This window comes from Staphylococcus sp. MI 10-1553 (assembly GCF_010365305.1).
GTDB lineage: Bacteria > Bacillota > Bacilli > Staphylococcales > Staphylococcaceae > Staphylococcus.
Map to the genome: position 1 here is coordinate 482160 of NZ_CP048279.1, position 20426 is coordinate 502585.

13 protein-coding genes and 2 pseudogenes are annotated in these 20426 nt (G+C 38.1%); 12 read left to right on the top strand and 3 right to left on the bottom strand.

Going from position 1 to position 20426, the window contains the following annotated elements:
* Positions 1 to 189: 189 nt before the first annotated feature.
* Together GZH82_RS02115 and istA are read right to left on the bottom strand one after the other, a co-directional pair.
* Entirely contained in the window at positions 190 to 933 is a 744-nt protein-coding gene (locus tag GZH82_RS02115) for an ATP-binding protein (RefSeq protein ID WP_162680791.1), read from the bottom strand.
* Positions 923 to 2458, bottom strand: a complete 1536-nt coding sequence (gene istA / locus GZH82_RS02120; RefSeq protein ID WP_162680792.1) for an IS21 family transposase — start codon at positions 2456 to 2458, stop codon at positions 923 to 925. Before istA ends, GZH82_RS02115 begins: the two co-directional genes overlap by 11 nt.
* 175 nt (positions 2459 to 2633) lie before the next feature.
* Between istA and GZH82_RS14495 the strand changes: the two are divergent.
* From GZH82_RS14495 to spsA, 9 genes and pseudogenes are all read left to right on the top strand, one after another.
* Positions 2634 to 3400, top strand: a pseudogene (locus GZH82_RS14495) (group II intron maturase-specific domain-containing protein).
* A 151-nt stretch (positions 3401 to 3551) separates the two neighbouring features.
* The gene (locus GZH82_RS02130) at positions 3552 to 3857 is read left to right on the top strand and encodes a hypothetical protein (protein ID WP_162681101.1); all 306 of its coding nucleotides are present in this window, start codon (positions 3552 to 3554) and stop codon (positions 3855 to 3857) included.
* A 166-nt stretch (positions 3858 to 4023) separates the two neighbouring features.
* Positions 4024 to 4353: an antibiotic biosynthesis monooxygenase gene (locus tag GZH82_RS02135; protein WP_162681102.1), complete on the top strand. Its 330-nt coding sequence runs from the start codon at positions 4024 to 4026 to the stop codon at positions 4351 to 4353.
* A gap of 650 nt (positions 4354 to 5003) precedes the next feature.
* Complete coding sequence (tnpA, locus tag GZH82_RS02140; RefSeq protein WP_162680810.1) at positions 5004 to 5408, top strand: IS200/IS605 family transposase; 405 nt, start codon at positions 5004 to 5006, stop codon at positions 5406 to 5408.
* Between the two features lie 15 nt (positions 5409 to 5423).
* Positions 5424 to 6566, top strand: a complete 1143-nt coding sequence (tnpB, locus tag GZH82_RS02145) for an IS200/IS605 family element RNA-guided endonuclease TnpB (RefSeq protein ID WP_162680811.1) — start codon at positions 5424 to 5426, stop codon at positions 6564 to 6566.
* A 301-nt stretch (positions 6567 to 6867) separates the two neighbouring features.
* Positions 6868 to 7833 (top strand): alpha/beta fold hydrolase, encoded by a 966-nt coding sequence (locus GZH82_RS02150; protein WP_162681103.1) that lies wholly within the window; start codon positions 6868 to 6870, stop codon positions 7831 to 7833.
* Between the two features lie 29 nt (positions 7834 to 7862).
* Positions 7863 to 8588 (top strand): MerR family transcriptional regulator, encoded by a 726-nt coding sequence (locus GZH82_RS02155; protein ID WP_162681104.1) that lies wholly within the window; start codon positions 7863 to 7865, stop codon positions 8586 to 8588.
* A gap of 187 nt (positions 8589 to 8775) precedes the next feature.
* Positions 8776 to 10698 carry a fructose-specific PTS transporter subunit EIIC gene (locus GZH82_RS02160; protein ID WP_162681105.1) on the top strand — a complete coding sequence of 641 codons (1923 nt, stop codon included), beginning with the start codon at positions 8776 to 8778 and terminating at the stop codon, positions 10696 to 10698.
* Positions 10699 to 10839: 141 nt separating this feature from the next.
* Positions 10840 to 12699, top strand: coding sequence for an LPXTG-anchored surface protein SpsA (spsA, locus tag GZH82_RS02165; RefSeq protein ID WP_162681106.1), 1860 nt, complete (start codon positions 10840 to 10842; stop codon positions 12697 to 12699).
* A 595-nt stretch (positions 12700 to 13294) separates the two neighbouring features.
* On the opposite strand, the gene GZH82_RS02170 is transcribed toward spsA, so the two are convergent.
* The gene (locus tag GZH82_RS02170; RefSeq protein WP_162681107.1) at positions 13295 to 15349 is read right to left on the bottom strand and encodes an amidase domain-containing protein; all 2055 of its coding nucleotides are present in this window, start codon (positions 15347 to 15349) and stop codon (positions 13295 to 13297) included.
* Between the two features lie 321 nt (positions 15350 to 15670).
* Here GZH82_RS02170 and GZH82_RS02175 point away from each other — a divergent pair, with 321 nt between their 5' ends.
* The 3 genes and pseudogenes from GZH82_RS02175 (at position 15671) to GZH82_RS02185 (ending at position 20410) form a co-directional block, all read left to right on the top strand.
* Entirely contained in the window at positions 15671 to 18505 is a 2835-nt protein-coding gene (locus tag GZH82_RS02175) for a YhgE/Pip domain-containing protein (protein WP_162681108.1), read from the top strand.
* 725 nt (positions 18506 to 19230) lie between these two features.
* Positions 19231 to 19380 (top strand): annotated as a pseudogene (locus GZH82_RS02180) (halocin C8-like domain-containing protein); the annotation flags it as partial.
* Between the two features lie 400 nt (positions 19381 to 19780).
* Entirely contained in the window at positions 19781 to 20410 is a 630-nt protein-coding gene (locus GZH82_RS02185; protein WP_162681109.1) for a class I SAM-dependent methyltransferase, read from the top strand.
* Positions 20411 to 20426 lie beyond the last annotated feature (16 nt).

Here is a 20426-nt window from a genome sequence, read left to right on the forward strand (position 1 = left end):
CGAATTTCAAAAGGAGAGTAAAGCTGATCAGTTTACATTACGGATTCAAAGATCCAAGGGACTGCGCGATCTACTTCTCTCTACAACTATAAAAAATAGCTGTGAAGAAATCTATCGTCATAAATTTCTTCACAGCTAATCTTAGTATGTTTCAGTACCACATAAATCGGCCATTTGGTACCAGTACTACTATTTAATTTTTCTCAATGATTCACCCTCTAAAAATATTTTATATGACTTTGATACAGCTCTATCTAAAATCGCATCTGCGATGGCTCCACCGCCTAATTTCTTATGCCATTCTACAGAAGTCATTTGCGAACAAAGTATTAATGACTTTTCGCGGCTTCTTATTTCAAACACTTCCATTAAATACTTTTGTTCTTGTTCAGTTGTATTAGTTAATAAGAAATCATCAATTACTAAAATATCAGCTCTTCCAAGTTTCTTTAATAATCTATCCAACGTATTATTATATTCAGCTTGTTGTAATTTACTTAGTAAATCAGTCATTCTAAAAAATAACCCTGTATGTCCATTGTCAATTGCGTGGTTGATTAATGCGCAGGCTAGATAGCTTTTGCCAGTGCCGGTGGCGCCCTGAATAATGACATTATTATTGTAAAGAATATAGTCATTAGTAGATAGCTGTTCAATCGTTTCAGGTTTCAATTTTCTTTTGGATGAATAGATTAAATTCTCTAATCTTGCATTAATCACAGATAAATTCGCAGCTTTTCTATATCTCTCTTTTTTATTCCTTAATCTAGTATCTGATTCTTCTATTATTATTTTTTCTAATATATCTAAAGTGGATAGGTTTTGATTACTTTGATTAGTATAGATATCACTTAAATGATCTGCCATAACAGACATTTTCATTTCTCTTAATAATCTTGTTAGGTTACTTAATCTTTCTTTATTATTTATCATAGTAATTAGCTCCTCTTAAAAATGATTGTTCAGGAGCATTACCGCTGTTAGAATTTAATTGGAAAGCTCCACTTGATAATATATTTTTTATTAAGTTAAATCCAGGATTCATTGATTTCTCTAAGGAGATTAGGCAGGCATTATCCAGAGTGCGATCTGTATATTTGTCTGCCAATTTTAATAAGGAATGAACTCTTTTATAGTGACGCTGCTCAGGACCTTCCTCGAACATTTTCTCCACAACAATTCTTGTATTAGGTCCGATTCTAGATGCCCATTTTAAATATCTCTTACTGTTCCACTCACCATGTGTGCTACTATTAGTAGGAAAGTGGTCGTTAATAGAAGTATAGCCACCAGGATGTTTATATAGAGTTGAATGTTCGCATAATAATGTTTCATTTTTATATATCTTAATAGTATTTTTTGAAATTTTAAGTTGAACAGTATCGCCAATATATTGATGAGGAACAGAATAGTTATGCTTCTTATATGTTATATGTGAGTTAGCAAAAACTTTAGCTGTTTTATACTCACAGAATTCATATTTACAGGCTGGTAAACTCTGAAGTGCACTGCGTTCATGTTCTTCGAACAAGGAAAATCTAGATCCTTTTTTCTTTTGAAAAGGTTTCTTATTGAATTTCTCTAATTCTGCTAGCAGGAGATTGTTATATTGTTCTATACTGAAACATTGATAGTTTCTCATCTTGGCAATGATATAAGTTGTTAATTGCTTAACAGTATTTTCTACTGTAGCTTTATCTTTTGGTTTACGAACGCGTGTTGGCATTATGATTGTTCTAAAGTGAGTGGCTAAATCCTCATAACTACGGTTAAGTATGATACCTGTTTTTGAGTTTTTAATCACTCCTGTTTTTAAGTTATCTGATACAAGTAAAGTAGGAACACCTCTAAAATAATTAAACATTTCCACATGTGCATTTATCCAATTTTCTTGTTTCATATCGGTACAACCATAGGCGAATGCATATCCACTGAAAGGTAAGACAGCAACGAACAAATACCCATAAATAACTTCACCTGTTGTAGGATCAATCCAACGGATTTTAGAACCAGCCCAATCAACTTCAACTCTTTCTCCAGCTTTATGACGAATTATTTCTGAAAAAGATTGTTTTGATAAGTATTCATTAAAGTACTTTCTGAACTGAGTTAATTGATAGTAAGCCCTATTATTTAAACGACAAGCATGCACATACTCCTCCCAAAGTAATTTCATAGTAACACCAGGTTGGGATAATGATTTTGAAAGCTCTTTATAGTCAGGCATCGTAAAATCATTATCTTTAAATTTCATTTTTGATTGATTTTTTCTAACATCAAACATATCTGATATTCTTCCTATGTCCCAATTTCTTAATATCTGATACGATAATTGATTTTCCTTAGCAATATCAATTGTTCGTTTTACCAAAGTCCTACCTGAACCCACGCTTTCACAAATCTTCCTTTGACTAAATGACAACTCATGTAGTCTAATAATTTCTAAATAATTAGGCATAAAATCCCTCCAAAAAAAATTTGTACAAAGTGTACAAGTATTTTTATATCATTAAAAAGTAGTAATAAGCGTAAAAAAATAAACTCCAGTAAGGAGTTTATTCAGGTGGTATCAAATTAGCGTTTTTAATGCGACTGGAAAATGCGATTTGGGTGGTCTCATTTACTGCGTTTTTATGGTACTGTTAGAGCGTTGTTTTCATCCATCACTGATGGAGCTTGTTGTAAGACTTGACAACATAGAAAAAGCTATCAAGAAGGTTAAGAAAAACAAAGGTGCTCCTGGAATTGACGGCATGAAAGTCAGTGAACTCCATGCTCACTTTGCGCAGTACTTTTCGCAGATAACGAAAAAACTGCTTGATGGTTCATATCAACCTCAAGCAGTTCGAAAAGTTCAAATTCCCAAACCAAACGGGAAAATGCGTGTGCTTGGTATTCCTGTCGCTAGAGACAGAGTAATACAACAAGCCATTAGACAAGTGATTGAACCAAACATCGACTGAACATTTTCGAATCATAGCTATGGCTTCAGACCGACTATGGAAGCAAAAAGAAATTTAATACGCGCTTTAAGGAGATTAACAAAACGAAATAGACCCGGTACTTTCAAGGATATTATCACTGAAATTAACCAAGTGACGCGCGGCTGGATGTAGAGATTTTATCAGAGGATTTATTGAAAGCACGCAATCTTGGTTAAACCACCGACTTAGACAACTCATTCTTAAACGGTGGAAAAGAGTAAGAACAAAGTATAAGATGTTGTGTCAATATGGTCTTGACCATAGAAGTGCAGTGAAAATCGCACAGTCTCGTAAGAAATATTGGCGGTTATCGAACGCGCACGAAGTTCATCATGCACTTACAACAAAACAAACTCTACAAGTGAGGATTAATACTATTAGCACAGCTTGCAGAGTTGGCTTACGCAAGATATTGAACCGCCGAGTACGGAACCATACGCTCGGTGGTGTGAGAGGACGAATAGTCAATAAATGGCTATTCTTTTGCTCGATTCGAAACCTCCTTTAAATTCTTTATTTATGTTATGCTTTTATTAACTAAAAAAATATAGAAAAAGGAGCAGCTCAATGGTTATTTCACTTGCCGTTTTTGGTTTTCTTTTTTTATTTGTACTCGTGATTTATGTGTTTAAATTAGAATCCCTTATTGCGAATATCGACTTTGAACAAATTCACGAACGCTATCACGATATTGTTCGGAGACGATGGTTGATTTGGACAGAAATGTTGGTGATTGTCCTCGGTATTTGGACGACGATCTTCACCTTTTATTATAGTAACGTTCTTCTTTATATTGGAGGTATTATATTTTGGGTCATTTTAACTTTGGTCAGGTTGCACTATCTCACAAAAAAATTTAAAAAAAGTGAATAACACACTTGCAGTTGATAATGATAATCTTTATCAATTATAATGAAAGAAGTTATCGATTGAACAGTGGGTCTGTATTGAATTGACAATCAAGGTACCTCATTTGGAGATAGATACAATAAGGGTGCAGTCGCGAGCAGTGCGAATGCGTAAAAGGAGTTGAAGTCCTATGTTTATGGCAGAAAATAAATTAACATTACAAAAAGGATCGGCTGAAGCTACGATGGAAAGATTTCACCGTCGTCAAGGTATTGAGACGATTGATGGATTTATTGAAATGTACGTGACACAAACCAATGATTTAGAAGAATACGATGAAGTAAAAATTTTAACGGTTTGGCAATCTGAAGCTGCATTTCGTGAATGGTTAGGCTCAGATGTGTTTAAACAGTCACATAAAAATGTAAGACAGCATCATGAAGAGAAGGAAAGTCCGATTTTGAAAAATAAAGTGTCTACATACCAAATCGGTTATCATTATGAAAAAATGCATAGATAGATATAAAGGGGATGAGATAAAAAATTTTGATGCTATTTGATGAAGTATTTTGTTTAATTTGCCCTCATATCCTATAATTTGTGTTTTTGATTGCTCTTATGGCTTTGCTTTCCGAGAGGCTGAACCTCCAACTCAAATCGGTTTGATTATAGTGTACATGAGGTGGAAGCTGAATTGGATTTTGGGCGCAGTACAGAAATCTGATGTGCAACAAAGATTTCGTAGTACTGCCCCCGCAAGGCTGACTAGACTTCTCAAAAGCATGCGTATTGAGAAGTCAGACAGCTACTGCGATAAACAGTCATCGCTATTTAAAGGAAAGAAGTGACTGTTGACAATATGCACTCATTCCCTCAGGAGTGTCAGCCTTCTGGGCAATCTTACATCAAATACAGTAAAACTGAGGGCAAGTTGATGAAATCAAGAAAAGCAATAGCATCAATTTTTTGTCCAATTCATCCTCTTTTTTCTACTATTTTAAATCTTTAACTTAATTCAGGCAGAAGTCTCCCATCCTCTATAGGTGGGTGATGAATGCCGTTCGGTATGAGGGTTACCGTTGTTACTCGAAAACCGACACGCAAGGCTCATCGCCTTTTTATTTTGTTCTATGTTATAATCAGTCTATATAAGAAGTGAGTTGATATAACATGAAATTAGATACTAATAATCATTCGGTGTTTCTTCTCTATTATCATCTTGTGTTGGTTACTAAATACCGTAGACAAGTGATTGATGATAAAATTTCTGAATTTGCTAAAACAACTTTTGTACGAATTGCAGCGTCTTATCATATTACTCTAGTTGAGTGGAATCATGATAAAGACCATGTTCATATTATGTTCAAAGCACAACCAAAAACAGAATTGACAAAATTCATCAATGCCTATAAAAGTGCCAGTTCGCGTTTGATAAAACGCGACTTTCCAAAAGTAAGACAGTTTCTTTGGAAAGAAATGTTTTGGTCTAGAAGTTTTTGCCTTTTGACAACTGGTGGCGCACCAATTGACGTTATAAAAAAATATATTCAGAATCAAGGTTATAATCATAAATAGAGAGGTGCGTAGCTTATGGAACGACTCAAAGCATATAAATTTAGAATCTATCCAACTGAAGAACAAAAAATTTTCTTCGCTAAGTCTTTCGGTTGTGTCCGTAAGGTCTACAATCTAATGCTTGATGATCGAATGAAAGCTTATGAAGAAACTAAGAATGTTTCTTCTAAAAAAATGAAGTTCCCGACACCAGCTAAATATAAGAATGAATTTCCATTTTTGAAGGAAGTAGATAGCCTTGCCTTGGCTAATGCACAACTCAATTTAGACAAGGCATATAAGAATTTCTTTAGAGATAAATCTGTTGGATTTCCTCGGTTCAAAAGTAAGAAGAATCCCGTTCAAAGCTATACCACTAATAATCAAAATGGCACAATATCCTTGATTGATAATAAATTCATCAAAGTTCCTAAGTTGAAGTCATCAGTTAAAATAAAGCTTCATAGACAACCTAAAGGTATTATCAAATCAGCTACAATATCACGCCGTTCAAGCGGTAAATACTATGTTTCTTTATTGTGCAAAGAAGAAGTTGTCGAGTTTCCTAAAACTAATTCTGCAATTGGAATTGACCTTGGAATCACTCATTTTGCCATTTTTTCTGACGGTCAAAAGATTGATAATAATAAGTTCACTTCGAAAATGGCACAGAAACTAAAACGTGAACAACGTAAGTTGTCGAGACGTGCCCTGTTAGCCAAAAAGAAGGGTATCAATCTCTTTGAAGCCAAAAACTACCAGAAACAAAAACAGAAAGTTGCACGACTACATGAAAAGGTAATGAATCAACGCACTGACTTTCTAAACAAGTTGAGTACAGAGATTATCAAAAATCACGATATTATCTGTATTGAAGACTTAAACACAAAAGGTATGTTGCGAAATCATAAACTGGCTAAAAGCATTTCTGATGTGTCATGGTCTAGCTTTGTGATTAAGCTACAATACAAAGCTGACTGGTATGGACGTGAAATAGTCAAGATTGATAAATGGTTTCCATCAAGTCAAGTCTGTTCAGACTGCGGACATAATGATGGCAAGAAAAATCTCAAAATTCGAGAATGGTCTTGTCCTATTTGCCATGCTCACCATGACCGAGATATAAACGCGAGCATCAATATTTTGACCGAAGGGCTACGAATGCAAACATTAGCTTAGAAAAGACCGATAACCGTAGGGTCTACGGGGATAGCTTGGTCAATAAGAGAAACCTCTGTTAGTAAAGAAATACACTTACAAGTACGCTCTATTCCCAAGAAGCTCCCACTTCAAGCGTTAAGAACCTTTATGTTTTAGCTAAGTGGTGAGTAGTTCACTGAATAGATAAAGGCTAGGAAAAGATAATGTCCTAGCCTGTTTTGTGTTTTGATTTTTGAATGATTGCCTTTTCCTTAGCCTAGAAATACTACAAATCGCTCAAAATAGATTATAATGTTATCGAAAGATGCGAGGTGTAGAAATGAAAACTTACATAGAACAAGATGGACGTACAGTTCAGAAATACTATTTGACTTTAAATGGTCATCGTCAAGGTGTCATTATTGAATCAAGAGGCACAGATAAACCGATATTACTCGTTGTCCATGGTGGGCCAGGTTTTCCACTTTATTCCTTTTTTAGAGCCCATCATATTGACTTGACGGATCGTTACACCGTTGTATTTTGGGATCAACGTGGGACGGGGATGTCTTATACACATGAAACGGTTGAAATGGCAGATTTGATTTCAGATTTGTATCAGCTCATTCAATTTTTGCGTCATCATTTTCAACAAAATCAAGTGTATTTAATGTGCCATTCATTCGGAACTATTATTGGTACACACGCCGCGCATCGTTATCCTGAGTATATTGCGGCATATATTGGTATGGGCCAACTCGGGGATGTTTTTCGTAATGAACAGTGTATTTTGCAACATTTACGCTTTCTAGCACATGAAGAGCGCAATCAACGAGCGATTAAACGATTAAACGCGATTCATTTAACACGTGATTTTAACCAAGATTGCCAATATGAAAAGGCGAGACAACGGTATACCGCACGTTATCATGTCGGATTTTCAAGTCGTGGCTATTCTGTTTGGCGCATGTTTCGTGTGATGATGCAGACGCCGTATTACCGTTTAATGGAAAGAATTAATATTGTCAGAGGCAGTTTATCCACGTTCGAACATTTAACGAGTGAAATGGCACATACCAACTTGAATGATATTGCCCAGGAAATAAAGGTCCCATTTTATATTTTACAAGGTGTTCACGATATGCAAACGACATACGAAGACAGTAAAGCGTTTTTTGATCATGTTGGGTCTCCTGAAAAGCATTTTTACGCCTTTCAAGATACGGCACATGCACCGTTTGTCGATGAGCCAGAAAAAATGATCGAAATGATGCATGAAATCGTTGACCGTCACGTGACGTCATAGGCTATACATGAAGTATGGAGGTGAAATCGATGTCACATTATTCGACAGGTGAACTTGCGAACATGTTTGGACTTTCAAAAAGAACCATTCAGTACTATGATCATCAGCACGTCTTAAAACCTGCTTTTACGGACGACAATCAATATCGGATGTATACGGAGCGTGAGGTTGAACAGTTGCATTTGATTTTAGTGATGAAGTCATTAGGTCTTAGCCTTAAAGAAATCAAGCAAATGTTGTCAGTGGATGGCACACTTCAAACGGTGCGTACATTATTAACGCGTAAAGTGAAAGAAACTGAGGCAGAAATTCGCCAGCAACAACAGCAACTGAAACAAATGAAGCAAATGCAACGGATGATACTGGATGCATCACATGCACCTGTTAAAAATCTTTCTGACATTGAAGATGCGATGAAACAAAAACCACAACATCAACGTCTCATGAAACGCATGTTATGGATGGGAACGACAGCCACATTGTTTGAAGCGATTGGAATTGGGCTAAGTTGGAAATATCGTCAAGTATGGCCAGCCGTTTTAGGATTTGGGAGTGCGATTACAGTAGCACAAAAAATGACGCACACGTACTACCAACAAGTCAGTTATATGTGCCCGAATTGCCAAAAGCAGTTTAAATCGCCATATCGACCATGGTTATTTGCACCTCATACGTCTCAAACAAGACTGTTGACTTGCCCGAATTGTGGCTTCAAAGGATATTGTACAGAAATTTTTGATGCAACAACAAATTAAATGATAATTGTTTAGTGCGCGACATGCGAGTCTGATGCTGTTGCGCACTGGTTTTTTGTCTCGATTTTGAAGTGGTAGATGTACATGCCTTTGAAAATTTGTAAGCGTTTCAAAAATACATTGAATTGCATGGATGAAGCGGATAAGATGGAGATGTATGAATTTTGTGAAGAGAGGAAGCAGTCGTATGAAAATACTCGCAGTTACATCTTGTCCAAACGGTATTGCGCATACCTATATGGCGCAAGAAAAGTTAGAGCAAGCCGCAGCGTCACTCGGTATTGATATTAAAGTGGAAACGCAAGGGGGTGTCGGTGCAGAAAATGTGTTAACAGCTGAAGAAATCGCAGCTGCAGATGGTATTATTATTGCTGCGGATAGACAAGTCGATTTATCACGGTTCAATGGTAAGCCGCTCGTGAAAGAAAGTGTCAGAGCAGGCATTCATCAACCGGAAGCCTTAATTCAACGTGTGGTGCAAGGGGAAGCACCGGTGTATCATGCGACAGGACAATCTGAAGCAAGTGAGACACCTTCACATCAAAGCGAGAATAAGCAAAATGGGATGCAAATGATCTACCAACATTTAATGAATGGGGTTTCCTTTATGGTGCCATTCATCGTTGTCGGAGGACTACTGATTGCATTGGCATTGTCATTAGGTGGTGAAAAAACAGCAACTCAAGGTTTAGTGATTCCGGATGATTCATTTTGGAAACCGTTCGAAAAAATTGGTGCATTAGCGTTTAGTTTTATGGTGCCAATATTGGCCGGTTACATTGCAGTGAGTATTGCTGATAAGCCAGGTCTCGTGCCAGGGATGATTGGTGGTGCGATTGCAGCAGACGGCAGTTTTTACGGTAGTACGGCGGGGGCTGGCTTTTTAGGTGGTATCGTTGCCGGTTTCTTAGCAGGTTATATCGCGAAATGGATTAAAAATATTAAAGTGCCGAAAGCGATGGCGCCGATTATGCCGATCATTATCATTCCAATTATTGCATCGGTCCTCGTTGGCATAATCTTTATTTTCGTTTTAGGTGCGCCAATTGCAGCGGTTTTTGAAACTTTGACAACTTGGTTAAAAGGTATGCAGGGCGCGAACATTGTCATTTTGGCCTTAATTATCGGTGCAATGATTGCATTTGATATGGGTGGCCCAGTGAACAAAGTCGCATTTTTATTTGGTTCAGCTTTAATCGCGGAAGGGAACTACAGCGTCATGGGGATGGTCGCAGTGGCAGTCTGTACACCACCGATTGGACTTGGCCTTGCAACATTTATTCAAAAACGTAAATTCAACCGTAATGAAATCGAAATGGGGAAAGCTTCATTTACGATGGGACTATTCGGGATTACAGAAGGTGCGATTCCATTTGCGGCACAAGATCCTTTACGTATTATACCCGCCAATATGATAGGTGCGATGGTTGCTTCTGTCATTGCTGCACTCGGTCATGTCGGCGATAGAGTCGCGCATGGTGGACCAATCGTTGCAGTATTAGGGGGCATCGATGGGGTGCTCATGTTTATTGTTGCAGTACTAGCCGGTAGTTTTGTAACGACAGCACTCGTGTTAACATTTAAAAAGCAACCGACAGCCACTCAAGAGCTATCTGGAGCACCAGTATCCACAGTCAAAGTGAAAGAAGATACAGACGTAAAAGATATGTTGAATCCACAAGTGATGATTCAAACAGCAGCGCCTATGGATAGAGACAAAGCAATTGATACGATGATTGATCGCTTAGTACACGAAAACTATGTGACAGACGGCGCAGTGTTAAAAGAAGCTGTATTAGCACGTGAGGCAGAATCAACGACAGCGCTTGGTATGCATATCGCGATGCCACATGCGAAAACAAACGCGGTACGTCAACCGATTATTGCAGTACTTAAACATGATCAAGGTGTGCAATGGGAAAGTTTAGACGGTACATTGCCACAACTCGTCTTTTTAATTGCCGTACCGGAACAGAGTCATGATACGCATTTAAAAGTGTTGCAACAACTGTCGAAAAACTTAATGCATGATGACAAACGACAACAATTGTTAGCAACAACGAATGAAGCGGAATTATACGAGACATTACAACATATCATCAAAGCATAACCGAAACTTAAAGAGATTGGGCGTTAGTTTCTCAGTCTCTTACTTTTTGCTTATTTTCAAATTGCAATATATCTTAATCTTTATTTAAAAAGTGAAACATAAGCGCTATAATAGAGTCATATTATAGAAAGGAATGATGGCATGACAGAACGAAAATCCCCTTCATCTCAAAACATGCGTCATCGTTTAGTAAAAGCTGGTACTGTCCTTTTATTGGTCGGTAGTGGACTGCAAATGCCTTCAACATTGTCACACGAAATGACAGCGATAGCCCAGACAGATACGACTGATGATTTGAAAATGTTACGTGAAAACGCAGATAAAAAAGTGAAGGCATTACCATATTTAAATACGAATTATAAAAATGACTTTCTTTCGTTAATTCGTGAATATGATACGTCGTCAAAAAGTATTGAAGCGGTTGTTGACGAAGCAGAAGAAGCCAATCGTTTAGCGCATGATGCTCAGTCGGACGATGAAATACAACCTCAATTAGATGCCATTGATGAAAAAATTAGCGCGTTAAAGGCAAAGGTTGATGAAGGTCAACGAGAATCAACTGAAGTGCGTGAAGATGCAATGTCGACAGAGACAAAGACTGATGAAACTGAAGGAAGAGCGACATCAACTGAAAATGGAGACAAAGCAAAGAAATCTTCTTCAACACAAACGATAGTAGCACCCCATCACGGTCAACAAGATGAAAGTGCACTGAAAGACAATATTAAGAAAGATCTCGATGCACTTAAACAAGAACATGTAGCGCTAGAAAACAAAGTCACACCACTCCAAGGCATTGATAGTGCAATGACACGTATTGACCATTTCGTTTCAGAAAATGTGGAGAACAAGTCTGACAACTATTTTGAAGAAAAACGTCAATATTTACAAAACTTTGAACAAGACATTAAAAGACGCACAGACATTTCTGGTACTGAAAAAGCCACTTTACTTGATGATGCGAAAACAGTAGCAAACCAACTGAATGCGCAAAATGATACGATTTTAACTGCAATTCACAAGCGTGACGACAAACGTGCAGCAGTCGAATCGATATTAGGTGAGATTTTTAATGCACGAGAAGCAGCTCAACGTGCGAAACAGATAGATGTTAAAGGTAAAACAGACCAACAATTGGCGAATCAAATTCATCAACAAGCGGACGGACTCATCAAAATGTCGAGTGATGATTTATTGTTAGGAATGTTGGAAAATAATTCCAATACACAAGGTTTAGTGGAAAGCATTTTACGAACACGCTTTGATGAACAAGAAGCGCACAAAATTGCTGGAGAAATCATGCAAGGTAAACCTTCAAATACAACGATACTCGACCGCTTGAAAGACCATTTTAAAGCGAATGGTAAGGCAAGTGGAGATGATATTTTAAGTGCGTTAATTAATAATACGGATGCAGATTCTAAAGTGATTGAATCGATTTTAGGTGGACGTCTTAACGCAGAAAATGCAAAATTGATTGCTGACCGTGTACATCAAGATAAAGAGAGGGCGCATCAAAACTTGAAGGAGATTGAAGACGAACTCAGTGCTCAAGCCAATCGATTGTTGACTTTACGGAAGCAACTGCAACAAATTCGTCACAATACGCAAACAGACATGAATGACTTGTTTGCGCCGCTGCGTCGTATCGCGAATATTCTCGGTAGTGGTTTAAATGGTGGCAATATTCAATCTTCAGGCCGTACGAATGACAAATTGCAGCAACTGCTAAATCGTGATCATTCGTTGTTAGATCGCGACGGTGGTCTATTCAAACATGATTTTGCGCCAAAGCCGAATATCGACCCATATCAAGCGATTAACAGTCAAACGGCATCACACGGTTTTTTAGACGGTTTATTTGATCAAAATGGTGATTTCAATTTACCGAATACAGGTGAAATTGTGAAGCGGACTTGGCTTCCGTTGGGTATTTTAGTCGTTGCAATCGGCGTACTTATCTTAACGATGAGATTTCATAAAAAAACACGCAAACAATAAGCGTGAAAATATGCATAATAAAGGGATGAGACATAAAAATTTTTGATGCTATTGATGCAGTATTCTTGTTTAACTTGCTCTCAACGATTTGTAGTTTTGATTGCCTTCATGGCTTCCCTTTCAGAGGGACTGATCCTTCAACTAACCAACGCTTTGATTTTACTGTTACATTGGTAGAGAAAGCGTTGGTGGATTTTGGGAGCAGTACAGAAATCTCATGTGTCACAAAGATTTCGTCGTACTGCCCCCGCAAGGCTAACTAGACTTCTCAAAAGCATGTGTATTGAGAAGTCAGACAGCTACTGAGATAAACAGCGACCACTATTAAAGTAAAGAAGTGACTGTTAGCAGTATGCACTCATTCCCTCAGGCGTGTCAGCCTTCTGGGCAATCTTACATCAAACACAAGAAAACTGAGGGCAAGTTTATGAAACCAAGAAACCAATAGCATCAATTTTTTATGTCCCATTCATCCTTATTTTTCGACTGTTTTATAATTATTAATGAATAATAACTTGATAAGTGTTAGAGGCTGGGATAATTTAATGTTCCTGCCTCTAACACTTATCAAATAAAATATCATGAGTAAAATCCTCTATTCAGTTGCTAAATCGCCACTAATGTAGTCCAATTGTTCAGCATCTTTTGCATCAATCGTACGGAACGAAATGACACCGAGTCCTCTAACATTAGATTCAGATACGACGATGGAACCGTCACGATTTACTTTCTCAACGAAGGCGACGTGACCGTAATAACGATCCGCACCTAATTCATTTGGATTAAATACTACTGCGCTGTGTACTTTTGGTTTGCTTGATACACTATAACCTTGTGTGAGTGCAGAATAAGTCCAATCAGCGGCATTGCCCATAGTACCTGAAATGTGAATGTCAAATTGTGCCATACGATTGTACACATACCACGTACATTGACCATAAGGATACGGTGAGTCTGCAGATATGGCAAATGGTTTGAAAGCACTGTCATCGTTTTTCGCAGTTTCGTCGTCATCTTTATCATCTAATAAATCTGGCATGTCGCGTTGGTCAAAACGTGTTAAATCATACGCTTCAATTAAAGCTTCTAACTTTTGGTCATATTGTGGATCTGTCGCATATGTACCAACGAGTGCTGAGGCGGCATCGTGATAACTTGAACTATGACTTTTCCATACGTCTTCATAGATATTCGGATTACCATCAATGCCTTCTTTAATTAAATCTGCATAATCTTGTAATGACGCTTTGTGATCTGGATATTTTCTGAAAGCAGCATCGATTTCATACAATTGCTCGCCATCTGATTCCAAAGTTTTGAAATGTGCAGCCGCTCCGTGATAGCTTCCTTTAATACCAAACAAGTTGAAATAAGGTTCACGTGATAATTCACTTTTACCAGAGTCAGATTCTAAAATCGCTTGAGCAATCATTACAGAGGCGTAGATGTCTTCTTGTTGACCGATATCATGTGCATCTTTCGCAATGTCATTGATAAAATCACGTGTTGATGATTGCGGAACGACACGCATTGTTCCTGAGTCATTTGTAGACGTATCAGAATCAGGCATTGTTTCAAACAGTGTCGTTTGACGCGTTTGCTTTCTGTCTGCTTCGTTTTGATATGATTGTGTCGGCGCTTGTTCTCGCGATGACTTGAAAGTGTCAGGGTCAGAAATTTGCGCTTCATGTTTTTGCGCTTTTGATGTTGAAGATTGCTCAGTAGCCTCTTTTTGTTGTTGATGTGCACGTTGCGTTTGTTCGGCTTTTTCACTATATTCGTCTAACAGTGCATCAATCATCGCATCGTTTTGATTTTTTTCAGTTTGTTTTGAAGAAGCGGCATCACGAGAAGGTGTTGATTGTTCTTCTGTCTGCTTGTTTTTAGTAGCTGGATTTTCTTCAGTCGTTGATGGCACTTCAGTTGTGGCATCATCGTTTTGATGTGGTGCAGGTTGTGCTTCAGATGTTGCTTTGTCTTCTGTTTTTGATGTTTTTTCTGTTGAATCACTATTTTGAGAAGGTGCTACATTGTCTTTAGAACTGTCTTGTTGTTCTGCTGCTGGTTTTTCAGTAGAAGCTTCTTCTGTAGACGTTGTTTCATCAGTTGACGGTGCAGTATTGTCTTCTTGTTTATCTTCATCGTTGCTACTGAGTATTGCTTGAAGTTGCTCGAAAAAGTCTCGATTTTCAGGCGTCGATGATTGCGCTTGTGTTGACGTTGATGTAGCATCATTTGTTGGTGTTGGGTATGTATGCTGAGGCGTATCTGTTGTTTCATTTAATGTAGAATGAAAGAGTTGGTCAAACCAATCTGTATGAGACGACAAAGACGATTTCAACTGTGAATTCAAAGGGGATGTTGTGTCGAAAAGATTAGCCACTTTTGAATCATCTTGGTGCGAAGTCGTTTTCTCGCTTGTTTTCGATGATGTTCGTTTCGTTGTTTCTTTTTTATCTGATGATTGAGATTGCGTTTTACGGTCGTCACGTGTTTCATCTGAAGCGACATCTTTATCATGATCAGCCACTTTTTGATCTTTAGGTACATCTTCAGTTTGAGGTGTTGCTGCAACAGCCCATTGAGGTGTGACAGAAGGGATGAGCAATGCAGTACTTAATAACCCTGTATAAATGAATTTCTTATTCAAGTTAAGACTCCTTTCTTAAAAAAACGCAGTGATTGATGTGTAAAATAAGGTTGAAATGCACAGTGATAATGACACGACTCGGGTCACAAGGGGAAGTGACGTAATGTGAAATCAGTGTGTCCGACTAATAATTATCAAAGGCATTCCGTTCCTACAAAGGTATACAAAATGCTAGAAAACTTGTTATACTAAAAGATGTCTTGCATTTCGTTGATGCGTGTTAACTTAAAAATGACGAAATTTTGAAATTGTTATACATATTTTATATTACATGAATGAAAGCAAATAATAAAGTGTTTCACAAAATATTGAGGTGAAAAAATGAAGAATGCTACCAAACTTTTTCTGACGGATATTAAAAAAATTGCTAAAACACCTGGAGCGATGGTACTGATTTTAGGATTAGCGATACTGCCTTCTTTTTATGCGTGGTTCAACCTCGAAGCAACTTGGGATCCGTACTCGAACACAGACGGCATTAAAATTGCAGTAGTCAACGAGGATAAAGGCGATACAGTGCGCAATAAAAAAATTAACGTCGGGAATCAAATAGAAGAGACTTTGCGTAAAGACGACCATTTTGATTGGCAAATGGTGAGTCGAGAAAAGGCGGATCGCGAATTAAAAATGGGAAAATATTACGCAGCGATTTATATTCCAGAAAAATTCACACATCAAGTGACTGGAATTGTGCGTAAAGACCCTCAACAAGCTGAAGTCGAATATAAAGTAAATCAAAAACTGAACGCGATTGCACCTAAAATGACAGATGCAGGTTCAAGTGAAATTGTGAGAAATGCGAACAAAAAATTTAACGAGACGGTGACAAAAGCTTTATTAGATGAAGCAAATCGTATTGGTATTAAACTAGACGACCAATTGCCAAACTATCATAAAGTCAGAGATGGTATTTATGCGGCAAATAACGCATTACCAAAAATTGAAAAGTTCCGTAAAACGTTGATTTATTTAGATGAAAACCAAGACCAAATCGATCAATATGCGGATCAATTTAGAGCGCTAGATCAATATAAAGATGATGCCGTGACAGCAACCGAACGTTTAAATCAACTGAACGCGAGCATCCCAGCCATTAACGAGCGTGCCAAGCTCATTGTGTCATTAAATCAAGCGATGCCAGATATTGAGCGTGTGCTACAAGTGGCGAGTGGTGTGCCCAATCATTTCCCAGAGATTAACGATGGGGTGGACCGTGCTATTGCAGGTACAGATGAAGCTCTTGTTAAACTGAACGAAATACAACAGTTATTGCCTGCTGTAGAACAACGCGTGAATGAGCTTCAAAATGGGATCGACCGTGCAAGTGCGGCGAATCAAGTAGTAGGAGAAAATGCTCGAAATGCGACTGCAACAACACCGCAAGGCACACAAGGTATGGCATATCGTACCGCGCCAGTGAGTACGACGACACAAGGAGATGGCGACAACGTTCCAGCGGGGCATATCATTTCACCAGAAGATGCGCAAACGATGACGAATGCTTATGGTGATACATTGCAACAAGTAAATCAAGCAGTAGCGCAACAACTTAAAGCGACGTCCGCAGATTTAGATACGGCAGAAAACTTAAGTTATGGTATATTGAGCGCCAAAGATCCGAAGCAATTTGAATCGCCATTAAATCATCTCATTGCACGTATGAATAACGCGACGAAAACGATTCGTGATTATAGGGATTATTTAGCAAACATTGAAAAAAGTGAAGGCGTTGATTTATCAGATGCCCAATCACGACTTAAAACAGTGCAAGAAGATATTGAACAACGAACAACACGTTTGAATGCATTAAAGGATGCCATCTCAGCAGGTAACTCTGGTCAAGCTGAAGCAGCAGACGTATTGGATAGTATATCAAAAGCAAAAGATCAATTAACGGCTGTTGGAAAATACCTTCGTGGAGATTTTGCGCAGACATTACAAGATATTTCTAATCGATTGGGCACAGCATTGAATCAAGGGGCAACGACTTTGGACAATGTACGACAGCGCCTGAATCAGTTGAATAGCGCGATTCAACAAGGACAGCAATTTTTAACTGAAGGGCAACAACGCTTACATCAATTGAGTGACACGTTACCACGCGTGGAAGCGGTATATATTAACGCTATGAAAGCAGCCCAAGCGTATTTTCCACAATTTCGTCAAAAGGTCGATGAAGCATCCAACTTTGTCGAAAATGACTTACCAAGAGTGGAAGGACGTGTTTCTGATGCGACTGCCACAGTGAATGAAAAATTACCAGAAGCATTCGCACAATATGACCGTTTGCGTAATATTTTAGATACAAATCAACCGAAAGCGAAAGAAACATTACATCGTTTAGCGGAATTTGCGAGAAATGATTTACCAAAAGTTGAAAAAAATTTACAAAAGGCAGACGGTATTTTTAAACAACTCGACAAAGAAAATACGATAGAAGATTTAATTGACTTATTGCGCAATGATCTGAAAAAGCAGGCCGGTGTCATTGCAAGCCCAGTCAATTTACAAAAAGAAGATGTTTTCCCGGTTAAAGATTATGGTTCAGCGAGTACACCATTCTATACGGCATTAGCAATTTGGGTCGGTGCATTGTTACTCGTCAGCCTACTGTCAGTGCACAATAAACATCCAGAGTTAAAACCGTACTTGACGATTCGCGAAACATATTTAGGTAAAATGGGACTTTTCTTATTAATGAATATAACGCAAGCGACAATCGTATCTATTGGGGATATTGTGATTTTGAAAGCATCCATTGAATCAGTGCCACTCTTTATTGCGATGAGTATGTATTCCGCATTGATATTTACAACGATTGTGTATACATTAGTGTCAGTATTAGGAAATCCAGGTAAAGCATTGGCTATCGTCTTACTTGTATTACAAATTGCTGGTGGTGGCGGAACATTCCCAATTGAAGTGACACCTCAATTTTTCCAAAGTATTCATCCATTCTTGCCATTCTCATACAGTATTGATGCATTGAGAGAAGCAGTGGGTGGACCTGTGCCACAGATTTTAACGTATAAGTTGACGATGCTCACTTTATTCGGTGTTGGCTTCTTCTTAGTGGGCTTGATTGGGAAACCATATTTAGACCCATTAGCACAAGGATTGGCGGAGAAGGCCGAGAAGAGCGACGTGTTGGAATAATGTTTTTGTAATCAGGAATGTTGTTTTAAATAAAAGAAGCTTGTAGACCCTCAAGATTGCTGAACTTTTCTCCCTTTCCCAGGGGACTTGCCTCGACTAAATTTGGCTTTGTTGGAATGTACACGTGGTGGAAGCCAAATTGGATTTTCGGCTACGTCTGATTCCACGGGAGTGTCGAAAAGTTCTTGCAATCTTGGGGGCATTTGCATTTAAAAGACACATTTCAAAAACATGATTCTTTTTGGGGGAGCATGATAAGAGTGCAAAGACCCTACGACGCTTTGATTAGGCTGTTACATTTCTAGCGGAAGCGTTGGTGGATTTTGGGAGTAGTACAGAAATCTCATGTGCAACAAAGATTTCGTCGTACTGCCCCCGCAAGGCTGACTAGACTTCTCAAAAGGAGCATTGAGAAGTCAGACAGCTACTGCGTTAAACGGTAGCCACTATCAAAATAAAAAGCGATTATTACAGTCAACTTCTCCCCCCTAAGGAGACTCGTTCATTTTAGCAATTTGAATTCACATGCTTTGTATCAATGAGGCAAGCTTATAAGATGACAAAATCAAAAATTATGTTCCCCATTAACCTTAATTGATTTTACATTTCCATATTTTGATTTTCGCTCATCATAGGAGGGGGTTGAAAAACGCAATTGTGTCCCAGCATCAGTCATGAAAAAAATAGAGAGGGCTCAATTTCGAGTTGCTTCAAATGTTCTTTTTTTATGCGGTACTGGCGGAGCAGGAGGATGTTGGGCAGTAGCTGTTGCATTTGGTATCACTACTGGTTGGGCAGGATTTTCATTAGCCGCAATTTGTGGTCTAATAACATCTCTTGGTTGTACAGGTGCAACTAACTCCATTTGTAAATAGGAAAAGGTGATTACATGACAATGTTCATAATGATATTTTTTTTGTGTATTCTATTGTCATTACATTGATGTATTTTAATAAAACAAGTCATAATTTTGGAACCAGTGAAATGAACTCGACATACACTTGATATTAAAAGGAAGTATAGCTCAATTTAAGCGTAAAAGACGTCAATTCAGACATTTAACGCTTCAACAACCATCAAAAATGTAATTCTTTTTTGAGTAGTCAATGATTCATTATATAAAGTGCAGTGCAAAGGTTGTGACGACCATTTGTACTGTGCTTTTTATTTTTAGAATTTGTAATTAATTGTGTTTTCTTCTTTTTGAGGTTGGCAATATTTGCCGATTAGTATATAATACATATCGAAATGCTAGGAATTGAAAGAGGGATAATCATGGAGTTTATGGACGTGTTTGAAAAATGGGCAGAGCGTTATGATGAAACGGTATTTAATACTGGCAATGATAATGAGTATGAAGATGTGTTTGACGGCTACACAACTATGTTAGAGAGTGTGGTTGCATTGTCGTCGGGGCGTGTACTTGAGATTGGTGCCGGGACAGGTAATTTAACACAGCGCCTTATCCACCAAGGCCTGAATGTCACAGCCATTGATCCTTCTGAAGATATGCGGACGATTGCCAATCAAAAAGAAGGTTTACACGTGTTGAATGGTCACTTTTTAGATGTTCCTACTGACGCATACTTTGATACAATAGTGTCTACATTTGCCTTTCATCACTTAAATCATGACAGTAAACGAGAGGCACTGACTTATTTGAAATCATTTTTAACTGAAGTCGGTCAAGTGATTCTCGTTGATACGCTGTTTGAGTCTGAGGCGGATAAAGCACGTATGATTGAGAAGTATCGTGATAAGGGGTATGTGAATTTAGTTGAGGATTTAGAGACGGAATACTATCCTTTTAAAGATGAACTCGATTTAATTGTTGAGTCAGTGGGTGGCAAAGCTGAATTTGAGCGATTGAATACATTTGCATGGCGTGTTCGCGTCACGTTTTAGCAAGTTTAGTGGTATG

What these genes read in the sequence shown, in the direction of transcription:
- GZH82_RS02135 (WP_162681102.1), top strand. Translation starts at nt 4,024, where the DNA reads ATGTTTATGGCAGAAAATAAATTAACATTACAAAAAGGATCGGCTGAA.
- GZH82_RS02130 (WP_162681101.1), top strand. Translation starts at nt 3,552, where the DNA reads ATGGTTATTTCACTTGCCGTTTTTGGTTTTCTTTTTTTATTTGTACTC.
- GZH82_RS02155 (WP_162681104.1), top strand. Translation starts at nt 7,863, where the DNA reads ATGTCACATTATTCGACAGGTGAACTTGCGAACATGTTTGGACTTTCA.
- GZH82_RS02185 (WP_162681109.1), top strand. Translation starts at nt 19,781, where the DNA reads ATGGAGTTTATGGACGTGTTTGAAAAATGGGCAGAGCGTTATGATGAA.
- tnpB (WP_162680811.1), top strand. Translation starts at nt 5,424, where the DNA reads ATGGAACGACTCAAAGCATATAAATTTAGAATCTATCCAACTGAAGAA.
- GZH82_RS02160 (WP_162681105.1), top strand. Translation starts at nt 8,776, where the DNA reads ATGAAAATACTCGCAGTTACATCTTGTCCAAACGGTATTGCGCATACC.
- GZH82_RS02115 (WP_162680791.1), bottom strand. Translation starts at nt 933, where the DNA reads ATGATAAATAATAAAGAAAGATTAAGTAACCTAACAAGATTATTAAGA.
- GZH82_RS02175 (WP_162681108.1), top strand. Translation starts at nt 15,671, where the DNA reads ATGAAGAATGCTACCAAACTTTTTCTGACGGATATTAAAAAAATTGCT.
- GZH82_RS02150 (WP_162681103.1), top strand. Translation starts at nt 6,868, where the DNA reads ATGAAAACTTACATAGAACAAGATGGACGTACAGTTCAGAAATACTAT.
- spsA (WP_162681106.1), top strand. Translation starts at nt 10,840, where the DNA reads ATGACAGAACGAAAATCCCCTTCATCTCAAAACATGCGTCATCGTTTA.
- tnpA (WP_162680810.1), top strand. Translation starts at nt 5,004, where the DNA reads ATGAAATTAGATACTAATAATCATTCGGTGTTTCTTCTCTATTATCAT.
- istA (WP_162680792.1), bottom strand. Translation starts at nt 2,458, where the DNA reads ATGCCTAATTATTTAGAAATTATTAGACTACATGAGTTGTCATTTAGT.